Below are 21,784 nucleotides of genomic sequence, written 5' to 3' on the forward strand. Positions count from 1 at the left end.
ATCAGGGCTTGTAGTCGAGGGCGTCCAGCAAACCACCCACCGAGGTGCAAGGATTGCTGACGCACCAGCACTCGATCTGCCTTCCCGGCTGCTCGTGCCGGTCGTGCAGATCGAGTGCTGCCCTGCGCGCCTTCGCGGTGTGGCTCCGGACGTCGTCGAAGTCGAACGCCTTCCCCCTCGGGTCGTACCCCTTGAGAACCTTCTCCAGTTCCCTGGCTGCCTGGTGGCTCGCTAAGTACGACCGGCCCCGATCGAAGTGCAGCAGAAGCCAGACCTCGAAGCACGGCGAGGAGAGCGCGCACTTGACGCCGCCCTTCCGGGCCAGTTTCAGCGCCCGTTCCAGGGACGGTGCCTGCTGGGGGGCCTCGACGTCGAGCACACACCACACCTCGTCGAAGGGCTCATCCGCACGTGCCGCGTGCGCGATCGCGGAGCTCACCAACAACCACGGTTCACCGTGGTTGTTGCCGATCTTCAACGAGATCGGCTTCTCCCGAAGGTCCCTGACCAGGCCCCGGAGGTAGATCTTCTCGGTGACCTCGCCCTCGCAGTAGACCAGGAAGCGCCGTTCCTGCTCACGCGTATTCGCGTTCTGCTTCTTCGTGCCGAGTGGCTTTGCCCGCCTCATCGACCCCACGCTTCGCCCCGATCCCCGCCAGAAGCTCTTCGTCGAAGAACGGTAGCGCACCGTAGCGGCCTGCCAGGTAGCGCTTCTCCAGATTCTCGACCCCGTCCCTGACCCTGAAGTCGACCAGGGCTGTGAGCTCGGTGGCCCCGGTACGGGGGTTCTTCGCTGCCAGGTACACCTGGTCCCGGTGCAGGTTCGCCTCGCTCTGCGGAGCCAGGAGCGTGGCGTCGTGGGTGTTGAACAGGAGCTGCGCTCCGTTGGCGTTCCGCTCCGGGTCTTGGAACAGTGCCACGAGCCTCGCAGCGAGGTGCGGGTGCAGGCGCGCGTCGAGTTCGTCCACCACCAGCAGCGACCCGTCCTGCAACGCGCCGATCACCGGCCCGAGGAGACCCGCCCACGTGCGGGTGCCGTTCGATTCATCCGCGAGGTCCAGCGTCAGCGGCCCGCCCTCCGCCGCGTGGACGAACCCGATGCGGGGCGCCGGCTTGACCTCGAACGGCTCGCCCTTCGGGATCTCCGGGACCAGGACGCGCATCGCCGACCTCACCTGGCGCACGCGCTCGTCGTCCCATTCCTCCTCCGTGACCGACAGGTCTGTGATGCCCAGGTCCGCGAACTGCAACAGACCTCGGAGCCTGTCGCGATGCACGTCCGATTCGTCCCACAACCTGCGGGTTTCCTGGATCCTCGCGGCGAAGTTCGCGTCCAGGGCGACCCTCAACCCCCGGTGGAACCACCGATGGATACGGCCCAGAACCTCGTGATTGTTCCCCGCACCGGCCGACAGGTAGAGGCTGTTGGGTCGCACGACGTCCTCGATCAGCCGCTTGCGCCCTCGGAAGCTCGGCCCGTACTCGTAGCGTGAGCCGCCGTCCTCCGCCACCGACCGTTCGAAGAGGCGCCGGGGCCGCCCTTCCGGGAAGCTCCTGAGCCACTCCTCACGCACCTGCTGGTCGTCCACCTCGAATCCGTACTCGTAGTGCACGCCGTCCACAGCGATGTCCACCGAGAACGCGGACGGTGAGGTCCGCCCGGCAGCGGCCAGCAGGAAGGGCATCCGTGAGGTTCCGCCGTCCGGCAGCCAACGGGCGTGCGATTCGAGCACGGCGCGGCGCATGTACGCGAGCGCCTTGAGCACGTTGGACTTACCCGAGGCATTGGCCCCCAGGATCGCCAGGGCGGGTAGCACCTGAACACCTGCCGAGGCGACCTCGGTCACCGCGATGTCCTTGTGCTCGTCGGTCGCGACGAGACTCAGCTCCTGCTCATCCAGGAGAGACGCGTGGTTGGCGACCCGGAATCGCATCAGCATGGCCGGTCCTCCTCATCTACCGATGGGAAGACTACCCAAATCAAACCGCGGAAATCCGCAAAGATTCGCGAGATTCAGCCTTTGATTGCACCTGCCTTACTGCCCGACACCGTCGCGCCCGAGGAGCACCACGCGCGCGGCGGTGTCGAGGGCGATGCCGAGGTTGCGGACGGCGGTCTTCAGCGGGCTGTGGCGCCGGCCGGGGACGGCCGCCGCCGTGGCGCCGGCGGGGCTGTCGGGGGTGGACTTCCGGTTCGGCACTCTCGGCGCCGTGACGTGTACGGTGCTCATGCTTCAACGGTAGGTTCCGGACGCGCCGGGCACATCACCCCAAAGGCCGTATCCGGCAGGACGCAGGTCGTCCTCCGGGTGTACGGCGCCCCTGAGGCCCCACGGGGCCGGAACGGGCTGGAACCCCGAGGCGCGCCGGTCTAAGATCGTTCGCCTGCCCCCTCCCGAACCGTGGTACCTGCTGAGTCGCGCAGGCAGCCGGGGGAGGCGCCGACCGCACGGCAACCGGCCGGCTGTTCCCACCGTGAGCTCCAACGATCCGCTGCGCCCGCTTCCGGCGCAGCCGGGAAGGTTCGCCGTGCCCGCCACCCCGACCACCGACCCCCTCCAGCGCGAGCGCGACCACCTCGCCGCCTCCCGGGCCGCGCTGCGCAGCATGCGCGAGGACGTGCAGTCGCTCGACATCCGCGACGTGACCGGCACCTGGGTCACCACCCTCGTCCTGCAGAACCAGATCGAGGCCCGGATCGCCGCCCTGGCCGACCTCTCGCACACCCCGCTGTTCTTCGGCCGCCTCGACTACCTGCACGCGATCAGCGAGCCGGGCCCCTCCTCGCCGAGGGCGGGCGGGGAGGGCCTGTCCGAGGGCTGCGGCGGCGAGAGCTTCTACATCGGCCGCCGGCACGTCCACGACGCCGACGGCGACCCGATGGTGATCGACTGGCGCGCACCGGTCTCCCAGCCGTTCTACCGGGCCAGCCGCACCGAGCCGATGGACGTCGAGCGCCGCCGCCGCTTCGGCTACACCGGCGGCGAACTCACCGCCTACGAGGACGAGCACCTCACCGACCCGGCGGAGTCGGACACCGCCTCCGCGCTGCTCGCCGCCGAGATCGAGAAGCCCCGCGTCGGCCCGATGCGCGACATCGTCGCCACCATCCAGCCCGAACAGGACGAGATCGTCCGCGCCGACATCGGCGGCACGGTCTGCGTCCAGGGCGCCCCCGGCACCGGGAAGACCGCCGTCGGCCTGCACCGCGTGGCGTACCTGCTGTACGCGCACCGCGAGCGGCTGGCGCGCACCGGCACGCTGGTGGTCGGCCCGAACAACGCCTTCCTCTCGTACATCGAGCAGGTGCTGCCCGCCCTCGGCGAGCTGGACGTGGCCCAGGCCACCGTGCAGCAGCTGGTCGCGCACGTCGAGGTGAGGGGCGAGGACACCGCCGAGGCGGCCCGGCTGAAGGGCGACGCCCGGATGGCCGAGGTGCTGCGCCGGGCGGTCCGGTCCGGCATCCGGCTGCCCACCGAGCCCTGCGTGGTGATCCGCGGCTCCCGGCGCTGGCGCGTCCCGGCCTACGAACTGGTCGGGATCATCGAGGAGCTGCAGGGGCGGGAGATCCGCTACGGGGCGGCCCGGGACGCCCTGCCGCAGCGGATCGCGCACGCCGTGCTGCTGAAGATGGAGCAGGGCGGCGAGGCCCCGGACGACCGGGTGCAGGACGCGGTGGCCCGCAACGCCGCGGTCAAGGCGGTGGTCAAGGAGTGCTGGCCGCTGGTCGAGCCGGCCAAGCTGGTGCTGCGGCTGCTCTCCGACCCGGAGTTCCTGGCCGCGTGCGCGGAGGGCGTCCTCACCCCCGAGGAGCAGGCCGTGGTGCTCTGGCCCAGGCCCGGCCGCTCGGTGAGGACCGCCCGCTGGACCCAGGCGGATGCCGTCCTCGTCGACGAGGCGACCGACCTGGTGCAGCGCACGCCCTCGCTCGGCCACGTGGTGCTGGACGAGGCACAGGACCTCTCCCCCATGCAGTACCGCGCGGTCGGCCGGCGCTGCACCACCGGCTCGGCGACCGTCCTCGGCGACCTCGCCCAGGGCACCACCCCGTGGGCGACGGCGAGTTGGCCGGACGCCCTGCACCACCTGGGCAAGCCCGCCGCCCACATCGAGGAGCTGACCAAGGGCTTCCGCGTCCCGGAGGAGGTCATCGCCTACGCCTCCCGCCTGCTGCCGGCGATCGCCCCCGGTCTCGCCCCGGCGAGCTCGGTCCGCGAGGCCCCCGGCTCGCTGACCGTGACCGCGGTCCCGGACGACGGGCTGGAGAAGGCGGTGGTCGAGGCCTGCCACCGGGCCCTGGAGCGCGAGGGCTCGACCGGCCTGATCGCCGCCGACGCCCGCATCCCGGTGCTGGCCGGGGCGCTGGCCGAGGCCGGCCTGCCGTACCTCGCCCCCGGCACCGAGACCAGCGCCGAGGCCCGGCTGACGCTCGTCCCGGCCTCGCTCGCCAAGGGTCTGGAGTACGACTACGTGGTGCTGGACGAGCCGGCCGCGGTGGTCGCCGGCGAGCCGGACGAGCGGACCGGACTGCGCCGGCTGTACGTGGCGCTCACCCGTGCGGTCTCCGGGCTCGCGGTGCTGCACGCCGAGCCGCTGCCCGCACAGCTGGCCTGACGCCGGACGCGCGGTTCCGACGCCGGACGCGGGAAGGGGACCGGCACCCGCCGGTCCCCTTCCCGCCGGGCCGCCGGCCACCGATCGCTCAGCCGTCGGCGCTCCCACGCTCAGCCATCGATCAGCGACCGCCACTCGGCGACCCTGCCGGCGTCCACCGGCGACCGCCACCCGTCGGAGCGCACCGCGCCGCCGACGTGGAAGGCGTCGAAGCCGACCGCCCGCAGACCCGGCACGTGCTCGGCCCGCAGCCCGCCGCCGATCAGGATGCGCTGGCCGTAGCCGGGCTCGCCGGCCCGCGCCAGCTCGGCCAGCAGGACGTCCCGGCCCGCGTCCACCCCGCCGGCCGCGCCGGAGGTGAGGAAGGTGTCGAGACCGGGCAGTGCGCCGACGGTGGCGCGGACGGCGGCTCGGTCGGCGCTGTGGTCGAGCGCCCGGTGAAAGGTCCAGCGGCAGCCGGCCACCGCCTCGGCGACGGCCGCCGTAGCGGCCAGGTCGACACCGCCGTCGGGGGCGAGGAAGCCGAAGACGAACTCGTCGGCGCCCTCGGCCCGCAGGGCGTCGGCGCGGGCGCAGAGCCCGTCCAGGTCGCCCGGGGTGAAGCCGTCCCGAAGACGGAGCATGACGCGGAGCGGGAGCTCCACCGCGGCGCGGATCCCGACGAAGTCCTCGACGGACGGGGTGAGCCCGTCGGCGGCCATGTCCGTGACCAGTTCGAGCCGGTCGGCGCCGCCCGACTCGGCGGCCTGGGCGTCCTGGGGCGTCAGCGCGATGACTTCGAAAATTGGTCTAGACATATCGGTAGACTGCCACACCCCGAAGCCCTCGGCGACACCCACCCCGCCGGTCCGCCGGGTTCACGCCGCCGGGTTCACGCCGCCGGGTTCACGCCGCCGGGTTCACGCCACGAGCCGACGGCCCCCGTCACCCGGAGCCGCCCCGCCGGTCGGCCGGCGCAGCATGAGCAGCCCGACCATCGCGGCCACCACCAGCGCGGCCATCGGCAACAGCCTGGTGATCCCGCCCGACTGCTGCCAGAGCGCATGGAGGTTGGCGCTGAACGTCCAGGGCAGCAGCGCCAGCCCGGGCACCGCGACCGCGTACCAGCGGCGCAGCACGGCCAGCGCCATGAACAGCGGCACACCGACCATCAGACCCCGCCACAGCGGGTCGATCGTGCTCCAGGAGGCGTAGGCGTCGAGCGAGAAGACCGCCACCGGGGCGGCAGCCGCCGACAGCAGCACCAGGCACCGCTCCCGCCAGGCCGGCGACGGCAGGGCGTCCTTGGGCGCGGCGAGCAGCACCAGGCCCCAGAGCAGGAACGCGCCGTCGAACTGGAAGGCGTACATGGCCACCCAGAGCCCGCCCCACGGCGCCGTGACCACTGCCAGCAGCGCCAGGTGCGCCAGTGCCGCGAGCACCGTTCCACCGGCCAGCATCCGCGCGACCGACCACCGCGCGAACAGGGCGGCCACCGCCCCGAGCACCGGCAGCACGAGCATCGCCGCCACGACCAGGCAGAACGGCACGTCCCCGGCCGCGGCGGGGAGTTCGAGGTGGAGCCACGTGTATTCGATGAGCTGGAAGGCGGCGGCCGCCCCGGCCGCCGCGCCGGCCGCGAGCGGCGCCGTCAGCGCCGCCAGCCGCCCGCCCGGTGCGGTGGACGTCAACCCGGTCCGGATGCGCAGGCCGTACGCCGCCAGGTCGAGGGCTTCCCGCGCGGTGGCAAGCCGACCGGCGTCCGCCGTGGTGTCGGCGAAGACGGCGGCGATCTCGTCGGCCCGCTCCCGGCGGTACCGGGCCGGGTAGAGCCGCAGGGCGGCCCTCAGGGTGAAATCGGTCATGCGAAGGCCCCCCTGACCCTCGGACGGACAACGGAAAGGGAGAGCCGGCGCTGCGCCTCCTCGGCGACGGCGCGCAGCCGCTCGGCCTCGGCGGCCAGCACCTCGCGCCCGCCACCGGTGAGCGCGTAGGTGCGGCGGGCCCGGCCGTCGACGACCTCCTCGGCGGCGACCTCGATCAGACCCTGCTGGAGCAGCCGGTCCAGGGCCCCGTAGAGCGTGCCGGTGCGCATCCTGACCCGGCCGTCGGAGATCGCGGCGACCTCCTGGATGAGCGCGTAGCCGTGCCTGGGCGCATCGGCCAGCGCAGTGAGCAGGAGCAGCGTCGGCTCCTGCATGGCTCGTTCTGTCATGGGACTATATATACCGGTCGCCGACATATACAGTCCAGGGGAATCGCCGGATCAACCGCCCGCACCCAGCAGAATGGCCTCCATGCCCGACCGAGACCTGCTCGCCGACTGGACCGGACTGCTCCGCCGTTGCGGCGCGAGCGTCGACCCCGAGCCCTACGGCCGCGAGCTGCTGCGGCGCTGGGCCGAGCCGCAGCGGCGCTACCACACCACCGACCACCTGCGGGCGGTGCTCGACCACGTGGACGCGCTGGCCGCGCACGCCGCGGATCCGGACACCGTCCGGCTGGCCGCCTGGTTCCACGACGCCGTCTACCGGCCGGACCGCTCCGAGAACGAGGAGCGCAGCGCCGCCCTCGCCGCCCGGGCCCTCGCCGAGGCGGGCCTGCCGGCGGAGCGGGTGGCCGAGGTGGTCCGGCTGGTCCGACTCACCGTCACCCACCGGCCCGAGCCGGGCGACCGCGACGGGGAGGTGCTCTGCGATGCGGACCTCGCCGTCCTCGGCGGCACCCCGGAGGCGTACGCCGGCTACGCGGCGGCCGTGCGGGCGGAGTACGGATTCGTCCCCGAGCCGGACTTCCGGGCCGGCCGGGCCGCGGTCCTGCGGCAGCTGCTGGCGCTCCCCGCGCTGTACCGCACATCCGCCGCCCACGAGCGGTTCGACGCCCGGGCCCGGGCCAACCTCGCCACCGAGCTCGGCGCGCTGAACGGTTAGGCCTGCTCTTCCGGCCCAGCACCTCACGCGGACGGGCCCGGGCCCACCGGCCTCACGCGGACGGGCCCGGGCAGGCGTCGTCAGGCGAGCTGCCCGACGGGCGCGACCACCGCGCCCTCCTTGCCGCAGACCCAGTGCGGGTCCGACCCCAGCTCGGGCTCCACGCTGAGCGCGTGCGGGTCCCCGTCCGCCGCGCACGCGGTGCAGAGCGGCCAGCGGCCGTACGCCTCCAGCAGCGCGTCCTGGACGTCCTGGGCGACCAGTCCGAGCACGTACTCGGTGCCGTCCGGCCACTGCTCCAGCCACCAGCGCCGGTGGGTCACCGCCTTCTCGACCAGCGACACCACGGCGGCGTCCGTCACGTCCCGGGCGGTCAGGTCGGCCAGGATCAGTGCCCGCGCACTGTGCAGCGCGGTCTCGATGTCATCTGCGGAAGCCATCCGTCCATTCTCCCAGAGAACGCCGCACGGGCGGCTCCCCGAGGGGAACCGCCCGTGCGATCGAAGACTTGACCGATCCGACGAGGGATCAGAAGTCCATGTCACCGCCCGGCATGCCGCCGCCGGCGGCCGCAGCGGCCTTCTCCGGCTTGTCGGCGATGACGGCCTCGGTGGTGAGGAAGAGCGCCGCGATGGAGGCGGCGTTCTGCAGCGCGGAGCGGGTGACCTTGGCCGGGTCGATGATGCCCTCGGCGACCAGGTCGACGTACTCGTTGGTGGCGGCGTTCAGGCCGTGACCGGCGGGGAGGTTGCGCACCTTCTCCACCACGACGCCGCCCTCAAGGCCGGCGTTGGTCGCGATCTGCTTGATCGGGGCCTCCAGCGCGACCTTGACGATGTTGGCACCGGTGGCCTCGTCGCCGTCGAGCTCCAGCTTGTCGAAGGCGACACCGGCCTGCAGCAGGGCGACGCCACCACCGGCGACGATGCCCTCCTCGACGGCGGCCTTGGCGTTGCGGACGGCGTCCTCGATGCGGTGCTTGCGCTCCTTGAGCTCCACCTCGGTGGCCGCGCCGGCCTTGATGACGGCCACGCCGCCGGCCAGCTTGGCGAGGCGCTCCTGGAGCTTCTCGCGGTCGTAGTCCGAGTCGCTGTTCTCGATCTCGGCGCGGATCTGGTTCACGCGGCCCGCGACCTGCTCGCTGTCGCCGCCACCGTCGACGATGGTGGTCTCGTCCTTGGTGATGACCACCTTGCGGGCGGTGCCCAGCAGGTCGATGCCGGCGTTCTCCAGCTTGAGGCCGACCTCCTCGGAGATCACGGTGCCACCGGTGAGGATGGCGATGTCGCCGAGCATGGCCTTGCGGCGGTCGCCGAAGCCCGGGGCCTTGACCGCGACGGACTTGAAGGTGCCGCGGATCTTGTTCACGACCAGGGTCGACAGGGCCTCGCCCTCGACGTCCTCGGCGATGATGACGAGCGGCTTGCCGCTCTGCATGACCTTCTCCAGCAGCGGGAGCAGGTCCTTGACCGAGCCGATCTTGGAGTTGGCGATGAGGATGTACGGGTCCTCGAAGGTCGCCTCCATCCGCTCCAGGTCGGTGGCGAAGTAGGCCGAGATGTAGCCCTTGTCGAAGCGCATGCCCTCGGTGAGCTCCAGCTCCAGACCGAAGGTGTTGCTCTCCTCGACGGTGATGACGCCTTCCTTGCCGACCTTGTCCATGGCCTCGGCGATGAGCTCGCCGATCTGGGTGTCGGCGGCGGAGATGGAGGCGGTGGAGGCGATCTGCTCCTTGGTCTCCACGTCCTTGGCCTGGGCCAGCAGCTGGTCGGAGACGGCGGCGACGGCCTTCTCGATGCCGCGCTTCAGGGCCATCGGGTTGGCGCCGGCGGCGACGTTGCGCAGACCCTCGCGGACGAGCGCCTGGGCCAGGACGGTGGCGGTGGTGGTGCCGTCACCCGCGACGTCGTCGGTCTTCTTGGCGACCTCCTTGACGAGCTCCGCGCCGATCTTCTCGTAGGGGTCCTCGAGCTCGATCTCCTTGGCGATGGAGACACCGTCGTTGGTGATCGTGGGGGCGCCCCACTTCTTCTCCAGCACGACGTTGCGACCCTTGGGGCCGAGCGTGACCTTCACTGCGTCGGCGAGCTGGTTCATGCCACGCTCAAGGCCGCGGCGAGCTTCCTCATCAAAGGCGATGATCTTGGCCATCAGAAGTGGTCCTCCGGGACACGGTCGACTGCTCGGACCAAGGGGTGCCCGCGACGGACGGCCCTGGTGTGCGGGGGTCCTTTCCCCTACCGCTCCCGGGGGCCTCACCGACCCGGTCCGCTGTCACTCTCACGCTGTGAGTGCTAACGCCAATGATTAGCACTCCCGGTAGGCGAGTGCAAGCCCAATCGCCAACCCGCGAGCCGCGCTGCACCCCCGCGCCGGGCCCGCGCCGCCCCTCGCGCCGCGAAGCAAGAGGTGCACCAGCCGATGGGCCGAGCCGAACTCCTGGGTGTCGGAAAGGTCAGACCGCCGCGCGGACCATGTCCGCCTGCGGGCCCTTCTGCCCCTGAGAGATCTCGAACTCGACCCGCTGGCCCTCCTCAAGGGTGCGGTAGCCGTCCATCTGGATCGCGCTGTAGTGGACGAAGACGTCCGCACCACCGTCGACCGCGATGAAGCCGTAACCCTTCTCCGCGTTGAACCACTTGACGGTGCCCTGAGCCATTCCGAACTCCCCTAGTGCTGTGCTGGCCCTTCACGCGCCCGCGGGTCTGCGGGTGCGGGTCTGGTTGAGGCCGGCCCGGGGAACCCCCCCTGGGCACAGCCGCGCACGCCGCAATCCCCGCCGAGAGCACCGGACGGCGTCCGGTTCACGGGCGATTGCGTCGACCGCGGCTGAATGTATCCGGACCGACGCCCTCTGCAACAGAGCCAATCGCCGTGAATTCACCGGGCCCGCCAAGGGGCAGATCCGACGGAATCGGGAGGAACGCCGCAATTCGCGCCGGACATAGCGGACGAATTACACAAATCCCCTCAAGAATTCTGACATCGGCCTGACATGTTTCACGGCCGCGGAGCGGCCACCGGTCTCAGCGGCCGGACGGGGAACGGCGGTGCGGGCGCGGACGGATTCGACCACCGGTACGAGGGGAAGGGGAGCCCCGTTCCCGGTCGAGCCACACTCTACTCCGACTGGGACCGTAAATATTCCCGCCAAAATACGGCCGGCCGCCCCGGGTCGGAATTCCGTCCCGGGGCGGCCGGCTCGGCGGTCGGACGGCTCAGCAGCCGCCGGCCACCGCCGGAATGATCGAGACGCTCGCGCCGTCCTTGATCTCGGTGGCCAGGCCCTCCGCGAAACGCACGTCGTCGTCGTTGACGTAGACGTTGACGAAACGGCGCAGCCTGCCGGTGTCGTCCAGGATGCGCGCGGCGATCCCGGCGTGGTTCCGGTCGAGGTCGGCGATGACGTCGCCCAGGGTGGTGCCCTCGGCGCTGACCTCGGCGGCGCCGCCGGTGTAGGTGCGCAGGATGGTCGGGATGCGGACGTTGGCGCTCATGGGGGGCTTCTCCTAGCTGGGGGTGGGTCAGGCGGAGGCGAGGCCGGCGTCGCGGAACGAGGCCAGCGTCGGGCGGATGACGGCGGTCATCCCGGCGTCGGAGACGGCGTCCAGCGTCTTCAGGCCGTCGCCGGTGTTGATCGCGACGGTCTCCTTGGCCGGGTCCAGCTGTCCGGTCTCGACCAGCTTCTTCAGCACGCCGACGGTGACGCCGCCGGCGGTCTCGGCGAAGACGCCCTCGGTGCGGGCCAGCAGCTTGATCGCGGCCACCACCTCGGCGTCCGTCACGTCCTCGACCGCACCGCCGGTGCGCCGGGCGATGTCCAGCACGTACGGACCGTCGGCCGGGTTGCCGATCGCCAGCGACTTGGCGATGGTGTCCGGCTTGACCGGGCGGATCACGTCGTGGCCGGCCTTGAACGCCGCCGACACCGGCGAACAGCCCTCGGCCTGGGCGCCGAAGATCTTGTACGGCCGGTCCTCGACCAGGCCGAGCGCGACCAGCTCCCGCAACCCCTTGTCGATCTTCGTCAGCTGGGAGCCGGAGGCGATCGGGACGACGATCTGCTCCGGCAGGCGCCAGCCCAGCTGCTCGCAGATCTCGTACGCCAGGGTCTTGGAACCCTCGCCGTAGTACGGGCGCAGGTTGACGTTGACGAAGCCCCAGCCCTCGCCGGCCGGGTCGCCGATCAGCTCCGAGCAGAAGCGGTTCACGTCGTCGTAGTTGCCCTCGATGCCGACCAGCTCGCCGCCGTACACACCGGCCATGACGACCTTGCCCTGCTCCAGGTCGTGCGGGATGAACACGCAGGACTTGAAGCCGGCCCGGGCGGCCGCGGCGCCCACCGCGCCGGCCAGGTTGCCGGTCGACGAGCAGGAGAGCGTGGTGAAGCCGAACGCCCGCGCCGCCTCGATCGCGCAGGCGACCACGCGGTCCTTGAACGAGTGGGTCGGGTTGCCGGAGTCGTCCTTGATGTGCAGCTGCGCGGTGAAGCCGAGCTCGCGGCCCAGGTTGTCCGCCTTGACCAGCGGGGTCCAGCCCGGGTTCAGGTTCGGCTTGGCGGCGACGTCGGCCGGCACCGGCAGCAACGGGGCGTAGCGCCAGATCGAGGCCGGGCCGGACTCGATCCGCTTCCGCAGCGCCTCGGCGCCCTCGCTCCCGAAGTCGTACGCGATCTCCAGCGGCCCGAAGCACTCCAGGCAGGCGAAGCTGGGGCCCAGCGGGAAGCGGGTGCCGCACTCGCGACAGGACAGCGCGGCGGCGGGGCCGAGGTCAACGGTGCTGACGGGTGCGGCTGTGTCGATAGCCATGGTGGCGGAGGCCTCTCTCCTCATCTTCCCCGCGGCGCGGTTGCGCCACAGGCCGGAATTGGCACCTGTCCCGCCGGGGCCTGTGACGACAGCCGCGCGAGAAGGTTGCCGGGACGTCAACGGGCCGTTCCCTCAGTCCCTCTGGATGAGCTCTGTGAAGTTGTCGGTCCTGCTCAGCGGCGACCCCGGCGTGCGAAGGTCCGGCCGCTGTACGAAGACTGTATCCGAAGGCGTGAGGCTTGAACGGGACCGTCCGCCACGCGAGATGGCCCGTTCCACCCGACCGCTCCACCCGATCACGCCGAGGAGAGACCCGTGCCCGCCGACCCGACACCCGAGCTCGTCCCGCAGGCGGCGTCCTGGCTGCGCCGCCGCTCGTGGAGCGCGGCCGACCGTCCGGTGCACACCCTGCTGGAGGCCAAGCGGGCCGCCGGCCGCGCGGGCAGCGTCAGCGTCGTCCTGCCCGCACTGGACGAGGAGGCCACGGTCGGCGACATCGTCCGGACGGTCCGCCGGGACCTGATGGAGCGCCTGCCGCTGGTCGACGAGCTCGTCGTGGTCGACTCCGGATCCGCCGACGGCACCGCCGCCGCGGCCGCCGCCGCGGGCGCCCGGGTGGTCCACCGGGACGAGATCCTCCCCCGGGTCCCCGCCGCCCCCGGCAAGGGCGAGGTGCTCTGGCGCTCGCTGCTGGTCACCCGCGGCGAGATCGTCTGCTTCATCGACGCCGACCTGCGCGAGTTCGACCCGGCCTTCGTCTCCGGCATCGTCGGGCCGCTGCTCACCGACCCCGGCGTCCAGCTGGTCAAGGCCATGTACGACCGGCCGCTCGAGGTGACGCCGAGCGACTCCGCCGCGGGGGACACCGCCGTGGTCCCGTCCGGCGGCGGCCGGGTCACGGAGCTGGTCGCCCGCCCCCTGCTGAACCTGCACTGGCCGGAACTCGCCGGTTTCGTCCAGCCGCTCGGCGGCGAGTACGCGGCCCGCCGCTCGCTGCTCGAACGCCTGCCCTTCCCCACCGGCTACGGCGTCGAGCTGGGCCTGCTGGTCGACGCGCTGGAGACCGTCGGCCTGGACGCGCTGGCCCAGGTGGACGTCGGGGTGCGCCACCACCGCCACCAGGACGGCCAGGCCCTCGGCCGGATGGCCGCCACCATCTACCGCACGGCACTCGAACGGCTCGACCGGACGCACCGGCTCAAGGCCTCCGCCGATCTGGTGCACCCGCTGCTCACCCAGTTCACCCGCGATCCGGAGACCAGGGAGTTCACCGCGCACACCCACCCGGTCACGGCCCTGGAGCGGCCCCCGATGCACACCGTCCCCGAGTACGCGGGCCGCCACCTGCCGTGCTGAGGGGTTTGCGGCCCCGGGCCCCCGGCAACCTACCCATCATGGGCGATCTCACGACCGAGCGTTCGAATTCGACCGGCACCGGCACGGCCCCGGTCCTGGTGGCATCCAACCGGGGACCGGTGTCGTTCAGCACCGCGGAGGACGGCACGCTGGACCTCCGCCGGGGCGGCGGGGGCCTGGTCTCCGGGCTCTCCGCGATCGGCGACCCCGACGCCGTCTGGGTCTGTGCGGCCCTCGGCGACGCGGACCGCCGGGCCGCCCGAGCGGCCCCGGACGGCCGCCTCGACCGGGCCGGCCACGACGTCGGCGGGCAGGCCGTCCGGATGCTGGACATAGACCCGGAGACCTTCGCCCGCGCCTACAACGGCGTGGCCAACTCGACCCTCTGGTTCGTCCACCACCTGCTCTACGCCACCCCCACGGCCCCCGCCTTCGACGCCGGCTTCCGCACCGAGTGGCAGGCCTACACCGCCTACAACGCCGCGTTCGCCGAGGCGCTGGCCGCCGAGGCCGCCCCCGGAGCGGCCGTCCTGGTGCAGGACTACCACCTCTCGCTGGCCCCCGCCCTGCTCCGCGCCGCCCGGCCGGACCTGAGGATCGGCCACTTCTCGCACACCCCGTGGGCCCCGCCCGAGTACTTCCGGCTGCTGCCCGACGACGTCGCCGAGGCCGTCCTGACCGGCATCCTCGGCGCCGACCGGGCCGGCTTCCTCACCCGCCGCTGGGCACTCGCCTTCGCCGAGTGCTGCGCCGCGGTGCTCGGCGCCGAGGTCGACCGGGAGGCCCTCACCGTCACCCACGCGGGCCGCACCACCCGCCTCGGCGTCCACGGGCTCGGGGCGGACGCCGACTTCCTGCGCGAGCGCGCCCACCGCCCGGACGTCGAGGAACGGCTCGCCGCGCTGCGCGAGGCCGTCGGCGACCGCCGCGCCGTCGTCCGGGTCGACCGCACCGAGCTGAGCAAGAACATCGTCCGCGGCTTCCAGGCGTACCGGCACCTGCTCCGCACCCGCCCGGAGTGGCAGGACCGCGTCGTCCACATCGCCTTCGCCTACCCCTCGCGAACCGACCTCGCCGAGTACCGCGACTACACCGCGCGGGTCCGGGAGCTGGCCGCGGAGATCAACACCGAGTTCGGCACGGACTCCTGGCAGCCCCTGATCCTGCACGTCGACGACGACTTCCCGCGCTCGCTCGCCGCCTATCGGCTGGCCGACGTCGCCCTGGTCAACCCGATCCGCGACGGCATGAACCTGGTCGCCAAAGAGGTCCCGGTGGTCTCCGACCGGGGCTGCGCGCTCGTCCTCTCCCGCGAGGCCGGCGCCCACGCCGAGCTCGGCGAGGACGCGCTGAGCGTCAACCCCTACGACGTGATCGCCACCTCCGACGCGCTGCACGCCGGGCTCACCATGGCCGCGGACGAGCGCGCCGACCGCACCAAGCGGCTCGCCGCCGCAGCCACCGCGCTGCCTCCCCAGCAGTGGTTCCTCGACCAGTTGGACGCGCTGCGCTGACCGTCGGCGCGGGTCGGCCCGGGTCGGCGCGCGGTTCAGCCCTCCGCGCCGAGCGCCGCACCGAGCGCCGTCAGCAGCTCCACCACGCCGGCCGGGCCCGCCACCACGACGTCGGCCCGGTCGGCGAGCTCCTTCACCGGCGCGTCGCCCACCGTTCCGCTGCAGACCAGCAACCCCGCCAAGCCTTCGCCGCGCAGCCGCTCCACCGCGTCGAAGGCCGCCAGGTCGCCCAGGTCGTCCCCCGCGTACAGCACCGAACGCGCTCCGCGCTCGCGCAGGTAGCCGGTCAGCGCGGCGCCCTTGTCGACGCCCGGCGGACGCAGCTCCAGCACCAGCCGGCCCGGCTCCACCACCAGTCCGTGGGCCTCGGCCAGCGCCCCGACCGGCGCACGCAGCAGCGCCAGCGCCTCCTCGGGCGCCTCCGTGCGCCGCGTGTGCACCGCCAGCGACCGCCCTTTGTCCTCCACCCACGTCCCGGCCGGCGCTCGGGACTCCGCCAGCACCCCGGCCAGCCCGGCCCGTGCCCGCGCGACCCCGGGGTGCACCGGCGGTGCGGTCAGCTCCCCCTCCTCCCAGCGCTCGGCGCCGTAGTGGCCGAGCACCACCACACCGGTGAGCGCGTCCAGGCCGCCGTACTCCACCGCCAGGGCGGCCGGCCGGCCGGTCACCACCACGATCGACCCGACCCGCGGCGCCAGGGCTGCCAGCGCCCGGGCCGCGTCCGGGTGCGCCCGTGCGGACGCGGGGTCGGCCACGATCGGCGCCAGCGTCCCGTCGAAGTCCAGTGCGACCACCGCGTCCCGCGGCGCCCGGAGGATCTCCGCCAGGCCCGCACGCCCGGCATCGGTGGTCGGCAGCACACTCTGCTCAAGGCCCATGCCCGGACCCTACCCGCGCGACCGCACCCGGACTCGCGCTACCGGGCGGCCCGGCGGGCGTCCCGGATCCGGCGCAGCCGGTTCACCAGGACCGGAGCGTGCGCCAGCGCCTCCGGCCGGTCCAGCAGCGCGTTCAGCAGCTGGTAGTACCGGGTGCTGGAGAGGCCCAGCTCCTCCCGGATGGCCCGCTCCTTCGCGCCGGCGGTCCGCCACTGGCGGCCTTCGAGCTCCAGTACCGCCAGGTCACGCTCACCGAGTCCACCCGTGCCGTCCACGAGCCGCACCTCCTCCCACCACTACGGAGTGTCATTCTGCCCCGCGGACCCGACACACTCTGCGCCCCGCGGCCGGGGCCGTCCCCGGCTAGCGTCGACCCCATGACCGCCATGACGCCCAGCTTCGCCCTGCACATCCCCGCCGCCGAGCTCGAACCGGACCCGCTCGACCCGGCCCAGATCGTCTCCGGCACGCCCGAGGTCTCCGGCCGCGTGCTCACCGAGTCCGCCGACGGCCGCCAGCTCCGCGGGATCTGGCAGATCACCCCGGGTGTGGTCACCGACGTGGAGGCCGACGAGATGTTCGTGGTGCTCAGCGGCCGGGCCACCGTCGAGATCGAGGACGGCCCGACGCTCCACGTCGGCCCGGGTGACTGCGGCGTCCTGCGCGCCGGGGACCGCACCACCTGGACGATCCACGAGACGCTCCGCAAGGCCTACGCGATCAGTCTCTGACGCCGACCGCGTATCCCGCGACGGCACGGCCACCAGCCGCCCCGGGCCGGAGGGCCGCGCCGGTGTCGAGAACGACGAGAGGCGACGACGTGGGAGCGGCCCGGAGGCGAGCGGGCGAGCGGCAGCTCACTTGCGGACCCGGGCCGCCTCCTTGACGGCGGCCTCCTGCAGTCCCTCCAGCACCTGCTTGGGGTCGCCGGTCACGGCCCCGCCGATCCCCGCCTTGATGCGGTTGCTGACCTCGGCCCAGGCCGGGTCCCCGAACGGGTAGAAGCTGGCGTTGGCGAGCCCGGCCGCGAACTGCTTCAGGTCCTCGTGCCGGCCGCCGCCCCTGGTCATCTCGGTGAAGGCGTCCTGGGTGACCGGCAGCAGGTTGTAGGCCTCGTCGAACTTGAGCTGGTTCTCCTTGGCGTAGACGAAGGAGAGGAACCTGCGGATCTCGTTCTTGTGCCCGTTCGCCTTGAACGCCATCATCCAGTCCGCCACGCCGAGGCTCGCGGTCTTCGCCAGGCCGTCCTTCCGCGGGATCGGCGCCGTGCCGAAGTCGACCTTGGCGTTGGCGGCCATCCGCAGCAGTGTCGGGTGCCCGTTGAGCATCGCCACCTTGCCGGCCGCGAAGTCGGTGAACACCGGCGTGCGGTTCATCTTGCCCGGCTCGGGGTACGTCAGCTTCGTCTCGACCAGGTTGGTCCGCAGCCATCCGAACGTGGCCTGGTTCTGGGCACTGTCGATGGTGTAGTTGCCGACGTCGTCGGAGAGGCTCCCGCCGCCGCTCAGCGTCCACAGCATCGACTCGGCCGGCGCCTCCTCGGGCCCCAGCGGAAGCCCGTACGGCACGACCCCGGGCACCTTCGCCCGGATCTTCTCGGCGGCCTGCCGCAGCTCGTTCCAGGTGGCGGGCGGCTGGCTGATGCCGGCCTTCTGGAAGACCGCCTTGTTGTAGAAGAGCACCCGCGATGAGGAGACGAACGGGATGCCGTACTGCGTGCCGAGTACCTGCCCGGCGTGGCTGAACGACTCCAGCATGTTGGCCTGGGTGTCCAGCGAGAGCACGTCGGCGGCGGGGTAGAGCCGGTCCGCGGCGGCCTGGTCGGCGAAGCCGCCGGTCTGCACCAGGTCGGGCGACTTGCCGCTGCCCACCAGGTCGGCGACCCGCTTGCCGATGTCGGTCCAGCCGACCACCTCGACGTCGACCCGGATGCCCGGGTTGGCGGTCTCGAAGCGGCGGGCCACGTCCTCCCAGTAGAGCTTCGAGCTGGTGGCCGCGTCCTCGCCGTAATCGGCCGCCACCAGTTTGAGGGTGACCGTCCGATCACCCTGGCCGCCGCAGCCGGTGAGCAGCAGCGCTCCGGCCAGCGCGGTGCCGAGCAGCCGGGTGGGAGCCTGGGCACGCCTGTTCAACGCGGATACCGCCTTCGGGGGGAGGAAACCGGCCGGACGGAGGGGGATCCGGCGGGGAGGCCGCCACCCTGCCAAAACTCCGGCACAGTGGTCCAGACCTCCAGGTGATGCCCGACGGGTAGTTATCGAAGTGCGGGAGTCGTTGCGCGATGCGCAACGACTCGGCTCCGAACCGGGGCGAACCCGACCGGGCGGGGCGCGCACAAAGTGCCGCACACCACATGGATCTGCGACAAAGCTCACTCCAGCTGGACCAGACCAATCCGACAACTGGACTAGACCTCTCCGACCTGGCCAAGGGAAACTGTCCTCCGTGAAGCACGTCATCGCACTCGATGTAGGCGGCACCGGCATGAAGGCCGCGCTGCTCGCCCAGGACGGCTCCGTGCTGTTCGAAGCACGCCGACCGACCGGGCGGGAGCACGGCACGGAAGCCGTCGTCACCGCCATCCTCGACTTCGCCGCCGATCTGGCGGACGAGGGCCGCAGCCGTTTCGGCGTCGCGCCGCTGGCGGCGGGGGTCGCCGTCCCGGGGACGATCGACGAGGAGAACGGCATCGCGGTCTTCTCGGCCAATCTCGGCTGGCGGGACCTCCCGCTGCGCGAGCTGCTGGGCGCGCGCCTGGCCGGGCCGGGCGGCGCCGCGATGCCGGTCGCCCTCGGCCACGACGTCCGCTCGGGCGGCCTGGCCGAGGGCCGGCTCGGGGCCGGGCGCGGTGTCGACCGCTTCCTGTTCATCGCCCTCGGCACCGGCATCGCCGGCGCCATCGGCATCGACGGCCGGATCGAGGCCGGCGCCCACGGCTACGGCGGCGAGATCGGCCACGTCGTGGTCCGCCCGGGCGGACCGCCGTGCGGCTGCGGCGCCCGCGGCTGCCTGGAGACCCTCGCGTCCGCCTCCGCCGTCTCCCGCGCCTGGGCCGGGGCCAGCGGGGACCCCGACGCCGACGCGGCATCCTGCGCCGTCGCGGTGGACGCCGGGGACGCCCGCGCGGCCGCGGTCTGGCAGCACGCGGTGGACGCCCTCGCGGACGGGATCGTGCTCGCCCAGAGCCTGCTCGACCCGTCCACCGTGATCGTCGGCGGCGGCCTCGCCGAGGCCGGCGACACCCTCTTCACCCCCCTGCGCGCGGCCGTCACCGAGCGGCTGACCTTCCAGATGCCCCCCGAGGTGGTACCCGCCATGCTCAAAGACACCGCCGCGTCCCTGGGCGCCGGACTGCTCGCCTGGGACCTGCTCTCGATGGAGGTGGCCGCGTGACTGTCGCGGACCGTACTGCACTGTCCGGCGCCCGGTTGGTCCTGCCGTCCGGGGTGGTCGAGGGCGGCCGTCTGGTGGTGGAGGGCGCGGTGGTGGCCGGTGTCGGCGGCCCGGTGGCGCCGGGGGACCTGGACCTGTCGGGGTTCACGGTGGTGCCGGGGTTCGTGGACCTGCACGTGCACGGTGGTGGTGGTGCGTCGTACGCGTCGGGGATCGCGGAGGAGGCGCTGCGGGTGGCGCGCACGCACCTGGAGCACGGTACGACGACGACGATGGCCTCGACGGTGACCGGGGAGATCGACGAGGTGGCGCGGCAGGCGGCGGTGCTGTCGGAGCTGGTGGAGGACGGCGTGCTGGCCGGGATCCACTTCGAGGGGCCGTTCATCTCGCACAACCGGTGCGGTGCGCACCGTCCGGATCTGTTGCGGGATCCGGATCCGGCTCTGGTGCGCAAGCTGGTGGACGCGGCGCGGGGGCGGGCGCGGATGGTGACGCTGGCGCCGGAGCTGCCGGGTGGGCTGGAGTCGGTGCGGATGCTGGCGGAGCTGGGGGTGGTGGCCGCGGTGGGGCACACCGATGCGGACTACGGGCGGACGCTGGAGGCGGTGGAGGCGGGGGCGACGGTGGCGACGCACCTGTTCAACGCGATGCCGGCGATCGCGCACCGGGCGCCCGGGCCGATCGTGGCGCTGCTGGAGGACGAGCGGGTCACGGTGGAGCTGATCAACGACGGGGTGCATCTGCATCCGTCGGTGCTCGATCTGGCGTACGGGACGGCGGGGGCGGAGAGGGTCGCGCTGATCACGGACGCGATGGGGGCGGCGGGGATGGGCGACGGGCTCTACCCGCTCGGCCCGCTCCAGGTCGAGGTCAAGGACGGCGTCGCGATGCTCGTCGACGGCAGCGCGATCGCGGGCTCCACGCTCACCCTGGACGTGGCCTTCAAGCGGTCGGTCACCGTCAACGGGCTGACGCTCGGCCAGGCCGTCGAGTCGCTCTGCGCCACCCCGGCGCGGCTGCTCGGCCTCGCCGACCGGGTCGGCTCGCTGGAGCCCGGCAAGCAGGCCGACCTGGTCGTGGTCGACTCGGCGGGCTACGACCTGGTGGCCGTGATGCGCCGCGGCGAGTGGGTCGTCGGCGGCGAGGCGTTCGCCCGGGTGGCGGCGGCCTGACGCACCGACGGCGACGGCCGCCCGGTCCCCTCTCGCGGGGACCGGGCGGCCGTCGCCGGGTGCGGGGCGGATCAGGCCGCCTCCAGCACCACCTGGTCGATCAGGATCGTCCCGCCCGCCGGTCCGGTGATCGTGATGGTGTTCGACCCCGCCTGCAGCGCCGGCGTTATGTACGTCGTGTACCAGGACGAGGCGGGCTCCTTGCCCGGCGAGTAGTTGCGGAAGGACAGCCCGCTCGGCCAGTCCTTGCCGTTCACGCTCGCCGCGGCCTTGACGTCGCCGCCCGGGTTGTTGAAGTGCACGGTGAACTTGTAGGTGCCGGCCGCGGCCACCTCGCCGGTCCAGCTGACCGAGCCGCCCGGCTGGAGCGTCAGGTAGCCGCCGTCCGCCGACTTGGCGCCCTTGACGGTGTTCCCGGCGGGCGCGTTCTGGCCCTGCAGCTGCGCCGCGTCGACCGCCCCCAGGGCGGACGCCCCGGAGGCGCTCGCCGACGGCGAGGCGGAGCCGGAGGCGGGCGGGGTGGCACCGGTCGTGCCGCTCGGGGCCGGCGGCGCGGCGGTCTGGGTGGCGCTCTTGGCGCTCTTCTCGCCACCGTCCGGGTCCCCGGAGGACAGCGCGATGCCCGCGCCGATCGCGATGGCCGCGACCACCGCCACCGCGCCGATCACCGCGCCCTTGCTCCGGCCGCTGCTCGGCCGTTCCTCCCCCGGCTGCGGCCGGGAGTGCTCGGCGTACCGGGCCTGCTGGGCGGGCGCACCGCCGAACTCGGCCTGCGGCGGGTAGGGGCGGCCCTGCGGGTGGCCCTGTTGCTGCGGCGGCGGGTACGGCTGCTGGCGTTGCTGCGGGTAGGGGTGCTGCCCGTACTGCGCCCGGCCGACCTCCATCGGGCGGCTGTACGGCGTGCGGGGCACGCCCTGCTGCGGCTCGGCCGACTGCGCGGCGCCGCCGCCGGCCGGACGGTAGAGGTAGCCGAAGGGGTCGTCGTCCTGCGGGGCACCGCCCTCCGGGCCCTCGGGCACTCCGTTGCTGCCGGCGGTCGTCACGGTGGTCAACTCCCCCATCGCGGTCGCGCCGCCTGGCAGCCGTGCCGGCGGCGCTCGTGGTGTCGCTCGTACCCGGGCACCCTACCTGCCGTGTCGG

At 72.9% G+C, this 21,784-nt stretch carries 22 protein-coding genes and 1 riboswitch; of the genes, 7 read left to right on the forward strand and 15 right to left on the reverse strand.

Annotated features, from left to right (window positions below):
* Position 1: 1 nt before the first annotated feature.
* The 3 genes from ACF9IK_RS15540 to ACF9IK_RS15550 form a co-directional block, all read right to left on the reverse strand.
* A complete protein-coding gene (locus ACF9IK_RS15540; RefSeq protein WP_395294799.1) occupies positions 2 to 628 on the reverse strand; it encodes an RloB family protein in 627 nt (208 codons plus the stop codon).
* The gene (locus ACF9IK_RS15545) at positions 576 to 1,940 is read right to left on the reverse strand and encodes an AAA family ATPase (RefSeq protein WP_395294800.1); all 1,365 of its coding nucleotides are present in this window, start codon (positions 1,938 to 1,940) and stop codon (positions 576 to 578) included. Before ACF9IK_RS15545 ends, ACF9IK_RS15540 begins: the two co-directional genes overlap by 53 nt.
* Before the next feature lie 96 nt (positions 1,941 to 2,036).
* Entirely contained in the window at positions 2,037 to 2,231 is a 195-nt protein-coding gene (locus ACF9IK_RS15550) for a hypothetical protein (protein WP_395294801.1), read from the reverse strand.
* 376 nt (positions 2,232 to 2,607) lie between these two features.
* On the opposite strand from ACF9IK_RS15550, the gene ACF9IK_RS15555 reads away from it, so the two are divergent.
* The gene (locus tag ACF9IK_RS15555; protein WP_395298590.1) at positions 2,608 to 4,614 is read left to right on the forward strand and encodes a HelD family protein; all 2,007 of its coding nucleotides are present in this window, start codon (positions 2,608 to 2,610) and stop codon (positions 4,612 to 4,614) included.
* A 110-nt stretch (positions 4,615 to 4,724) separates the two neighbouring features.
* Here ACF9IK_RS15555 and ACF9IK_RS15560 read toward each other — a convergent pair whose 3' ends face one another.
* From ACF9IK_RS15560 to ACF9IK_RS15570, 3 genes are all read right to left on the reverse strand, one after another.
* Positions 4,725 to 5,411: a copper homeostasis protein CutC gene (locus ACF9IK_RS15560; RefSeq protein ID WP_395294802.1), complete on the reverse strand. Its 687-nt coding sequence runs from the start codon at positions 5,409 to 5,411 to the stop codon at positions 4,725 to 4,727.
* Between the two features lie 102 nt (positions 5,412 to 5,513).
* Positions 5,514 to 6,458, reverse strand: a complete 945-nt coding sequence (locus ACF9IK_RS15565) for a hypothetical protein (protein ID WP_395294803.1) — start codon at positions 6,456 to 6,458, stop codon at positions 5,514 to 5,516.
* A complete protein-coding gene (locus tag ACF9IK_RS15570; RefSeq protein ID WP_395294804.1) occupies positions 6,455 to 6,808 on the reverse strand; it encodes a PadR family transcriptional regulator in 354 nt (117 codons plus the stop codon). Before ACF9IK_RS15570 ends, ACF9IK_RS15565 begins: the two co-directional genes overlap by 4 nt.
* 82 nt (positions 6,809 to 6,890) lie before the next feature.
* On the opposite strand from ACF9IK_RS15570, the gene ACF9IK_RS15575 reads away from it, so the two are divergent.
* Entirely contained in the window at positions 6,891 to 7,523 is a 633-nt protein-coding gene (locus ACF9IK_RS15575; protein ID WP_395294805.1) for an HD domain-containing protein, read from the forward strand.
* A gap of 80 nt (positions 7,524 to 7,603) precedes the next feature.
* Here ACF9IK_RS15575 and ACF9IK_RS15580 read toward each other — a convergent pair whose 3' ends face one another.
* From ACF9IK_RS15580 to thrC, 5 genes are all read right to left on the reverse strand, one after another.
* Positions 7,604 to 7,963 (reverse strand): hypothetical protein, encoded by a 360-nt coding sequence (locus ACF9IK_RS15580; protein ID WP_395294806.1) that lies wholly within the window; start codon positions 7,961 to 7,963, stop codon positions 7,604 to 7,606.
* Positions 7,964 to 8,051: 88 nt separating this feature from the next.
* Positions 8,052 to 9,674 carry a chaperonin GroEL gene (gene groL / locus ACF9IK_RS15585; RefSeq protein ID WP_270144962.1) on the reverse strand — a complete coding sequence of 541 codons (1,623 nt, stop codon included), beginning with the start codon at positions 9,672 to 9,674 and terminating at the stop codon, positions 8,052 to 8,054.
* Between the two features lie 304 nt (positions 9,675 to 9,978).
* Positions 9,979 to 10,182, reverse strand: a complete 204-nt coding sequence (locus ACF9IK_RS15590) for a cold-shock protein (protein WP_030289665.1) — start codon at positions 10,180 to 10,182, stop codon at positions 9,979 to 9,981.
* A gap of 559 nt (positions 10,183 to 10,741) precedes the next feature.
* Positions 10,742 to 11,020, reverse strand: coding sequence for a MoaD/ThiS family protein (locus tag ACF9IK_RS15595; RefSeq protein WP_395294807.1), 279 nt, complete (start codon positions 11,018 to 11,020; stop codon positions 10,742 to 10,744).
* A 27-nt stretch (positions 11,021 to 11,047) separates the two neighbouring features.
* Positions 11,048 to 12,331, reverse strand: coding sequence for a threonine synthase (gene thrC / locus ACF9IK_RS15600; protein WP_395294808.1), 1,284 nt, complete (start codon positions 12,329 to 12,331; stop codon positions 11,048 to 11,050).
* Positions 12,332 to 12,348: 17 nt separating this feature from the next.
* A riboswitch (SAM riboswitch) is annotated at positions 12,349 to 12,483 on the reverse strand.
* A 163-nt stretch (positions 12,484 to 12,646) separates the two neighbouring features.
* Here thrC and ACF9IK_RS15605 point away from each other — a divergent pair.
* Positions 12,647 to 13,687 (forward strand): glucosyl-3-phosphoglycerate synthase, encoded by a 1,041-nt coding sequence (locus ACF9IK_RS15605; protein WP_395294809.1) that lies wholly within the window; start codon positions 12,647 to 12,649, stop codon positions 13,685 to 13,687.
* Between the two features lie 38 nt (positions 13,688 to 13,725).
* Positions 13,726 to 15,201, forward strand: a complete 1,476-nt coding sequence (locus tag ACF9IK_RS15610) for an alpha,alpha-trehalose-phosphate synthase (UDP-forming) (protein WP_395294810.1) — start codon at positions 13,726 to 13,728, stop codon at positions 15,199 to 15,201.
* Positions 15,202 to 15,236: 35 nt separating this feature from the next.
* Here ACF9IK_RS15610 and otsB read toward each other — a convergent pair whose 3' ends face one another.
* Together otsB and ACF9IK_RS15620 are read right to left on the reverse strand one after the other, a co-directional pair.
* Positions 15,237 to 16,079: a trehalose-phosphatase gene (otsB, locus tag ACF9IK_RS15615; RefSeq protein WP_395294811.1), complete on the reverse strand. Its 843-nt coding sequence runs from the start codon at positions 16,077 to 16,079 to the stop codon at positions 15,237 to 15,239.
* Between the two features lie 38 nt (positions 16,080 to 16,117).
* Positions 16,118 to 16,354, reverse strand: a complete 237-nt coding sequence (locus ACF9IK_RS15620) for a DUF3263 domain-containing protein (protein ID WP_395294812.1) — start codon at positions 16,352 to 16,354, stop codon at positions 16,118 to 16,120.
* Positions 16,355 to 16,465: 111 nt separating this feature from the next.
* Between ACF9IK_RS15620 and ACF9IK_RS15625 the strand changes: the two genes are divergently transcribed.
* On the forward strand, positions 16,466 to 16,810 hold the full coding sequence (locus ACF9IK_RS15625) for a cupin domain-containing protein (protein WP_395298591.1): 345 nt from the start codon (positions 16,466 to 16,468) through the stop codon (positions 16,808 to 16,810).
* Positions 16,811 to 16,936: 126 nt separating this feature from the next.
* On the opposite strand, the gene ACF9IK_RS15630 is transcribed toward ACF9IK_RS15625, so the two are convergent.
* Positions 16,937 to 18,211, reverse strand: coding sequence for an extracellular solute-binding protein (locus ACF9IK_RS15630; RefSeq protein ID WP_395294813.1), 1,275 nt, complete (start codon positions 18,209 to 18,211; stop codon positions 16,937 to 16,939).
* Between the two features lie 313 nt (positions 18,212 to 18,524).
* On the opposite strand from ACF9IK_RS15630, the gene ACF9IK_RS15635 reads away from it, so the two are divergent.
* Together ACF9IK_RS15635 and nagA are read left to right on the forward strand one after the other, a co-directional pair.
* A complete protein-coding gene (locus ACF9IK_RS15635) occupies positions 18,525 to 19,472 on the forward strand; it encodes an ROK family protein (protein ID WP_395294814.1) in 948 nt (315 codons plus the stop codon).
* Complete coding sequence (nagA, locus tag ACF9IK_RS15640) at positions 19,469 to 20,644, forward strand: N-acetylglucosamine-6-phosphate deacetylase (RefSeq protein ID WP_395294815.1); 1,176 nt, start codon at positions 19,469 to 19,471, stop codon at positions 20,642 to 20,644. The genes ACF9IK_RS15635 and nagA overlap by 4 nt, the downstream gene beginning before the upstream one ends.
* A 71-nt stretch (positions 20,645 to 20,715) precedes the next feature.
* Here nagA and ACF9IK_RS15645 read toward each other — a convergent pair whose 3' ends face one another.
* Positions 20,716 to 21,696, reverse strand: coding sequence for a hypothetical protein (locus tag ACF9IK_RS15645; RefSeq protein WP_395294816.1), 981 nt, complete (start codon positions 21,694 to 21,696; stop codon positions 20,716 to 20,718).
* Between the last annotated feature and the right edge of the window lie 88 nt (positions 21,697 to 21,784).

Source organism: Kitasatospora hibisci (genome assembly GCF_043950205.1).
Taxonomy (GTDB): Bacteria; Actinomycetota; Actinomycetes; order Streptomycetales; family Streptomycetaceae; genus Kitasatospora; species Kitasatospora hibisci.

Excerpts from the sequence above, each read along its gene's own strand:
- ACF9IK_RS15580 (WP_395294806.1), bottom strand. The coding sequence starts at position 7,963 with ATGGCTTCCGCAGATGACATCGAGACCGCGCTGCACAGTGCGCGGGCA.
- thrC (WP_395294808.1), bottom strand. The coding sequence starts at position 12,331 with ATGGCTATCGACACAGCCGCACCCGTCAGCACCGTTGACCTCGGCCCC.
- ACF9IK_RS15545 (WP_395294800.1), bottom strand. The coding sequence starts at position 1,940 with ATGCTGATGCGATTCCGGGTCGCCAACCACGCGTCTCTCCTGGATGAG.
- ACF9IK_RS15560 (WP_395294802.1), bottom strand. The coding sequence starts at position 5,411 with ATGTCTAGACCAATTTTCGAAGTCATCGCGCTGACGCCCCAGGACGCC.
- ACF9IK_RS15550 (WP_395294801.1), bottom strand. The coding sequence starts at position 2,231 with ATGAGCACCGTACACGTCACGGCGCCGAGAGTGCCGAACCGGAAGTCC.
- ACF9IK_RS15540 (WP_395294799.1), bottom strand. The coding sequence starts at position 628 with ATGAGGCGGGCAAAGCCACTCGGCACGAAGAAGCAGAACGCGAATACG.
- ACF9IK_RS15575 (WP_395294805.1), top strand. The coding sequence starts at position 6,891 with ATGCCCGACCGAGACCTGCTCGCCGACTGGACCGGACTGCTCCGCCGT.
- ACF9IK_RS15595 (WP_395294807.1), bottom strand. The coding sequence starts at position 11,020 with ATGAGCGCCAACGTCCGCATCCCGACCATCCTGCGCACCTACACCGGC.
- ACF9IK_RS15555 (WP_395298590.1), top strand. The coding sequence starts at position 2,608 with ATGCGCGAGGACGTGCAGTCGCTCGACATCCGCGACGTGACCGGCACC.
- ACF9IK_RS15570 (WP_395294804.1), bottom strand. The coding sequence starts at position 6,808 with ATGACAGAACGAGCCATGCAGGAGCCGACGCTGCTCCTGCTCACTGCG.
- groL (WP_270144962.1), bottom strand. The coding sequence starts at position 9,674 with ATGGCCAAGATCATCGCCTTTGATGAGGAAGCTCGCCGCGGCCTTGAG.
- ACF9IK_RS15565 (WP_395294803.1), bottom strand. The coding sequence starts at position 6,458 with ATGACCGATTTCACCCTGAGGGCCGCCCTGCGGCTCTACCCGGCCCGG.
- otsB (WP_395294811.1), bottom strand. The coding sequence starts at position 16,079 with ATGGGCCTTGAGCAGAGTGTGCTGCCGACCACCGATGCCGGGCGTGCG.
- ACF9IK_RS15610 (WP_395294810.1), top strand. The coding sequence starts at position 13,726 with ATGGGCGATCTCACGACCGAGCGTTCGAATTCGACCGGCACCGGCACG.
- ACF9IK_RS15590 (WP_030289665.1), bottom strand. The coding sequence starts at position 10,182 with ATGGCTCAGGGCACCGTCAAGTGGTTCAACGCGGAGAAGGGTTACGGC.
- ACF9IK_RS15625 (WP_395298591.1), top strand. The coding sequence starts at position 16,466 with ATGACGCCCAGCTTCGCCCTGCACATCCCCGCCGCCGAGCTCGAACCG.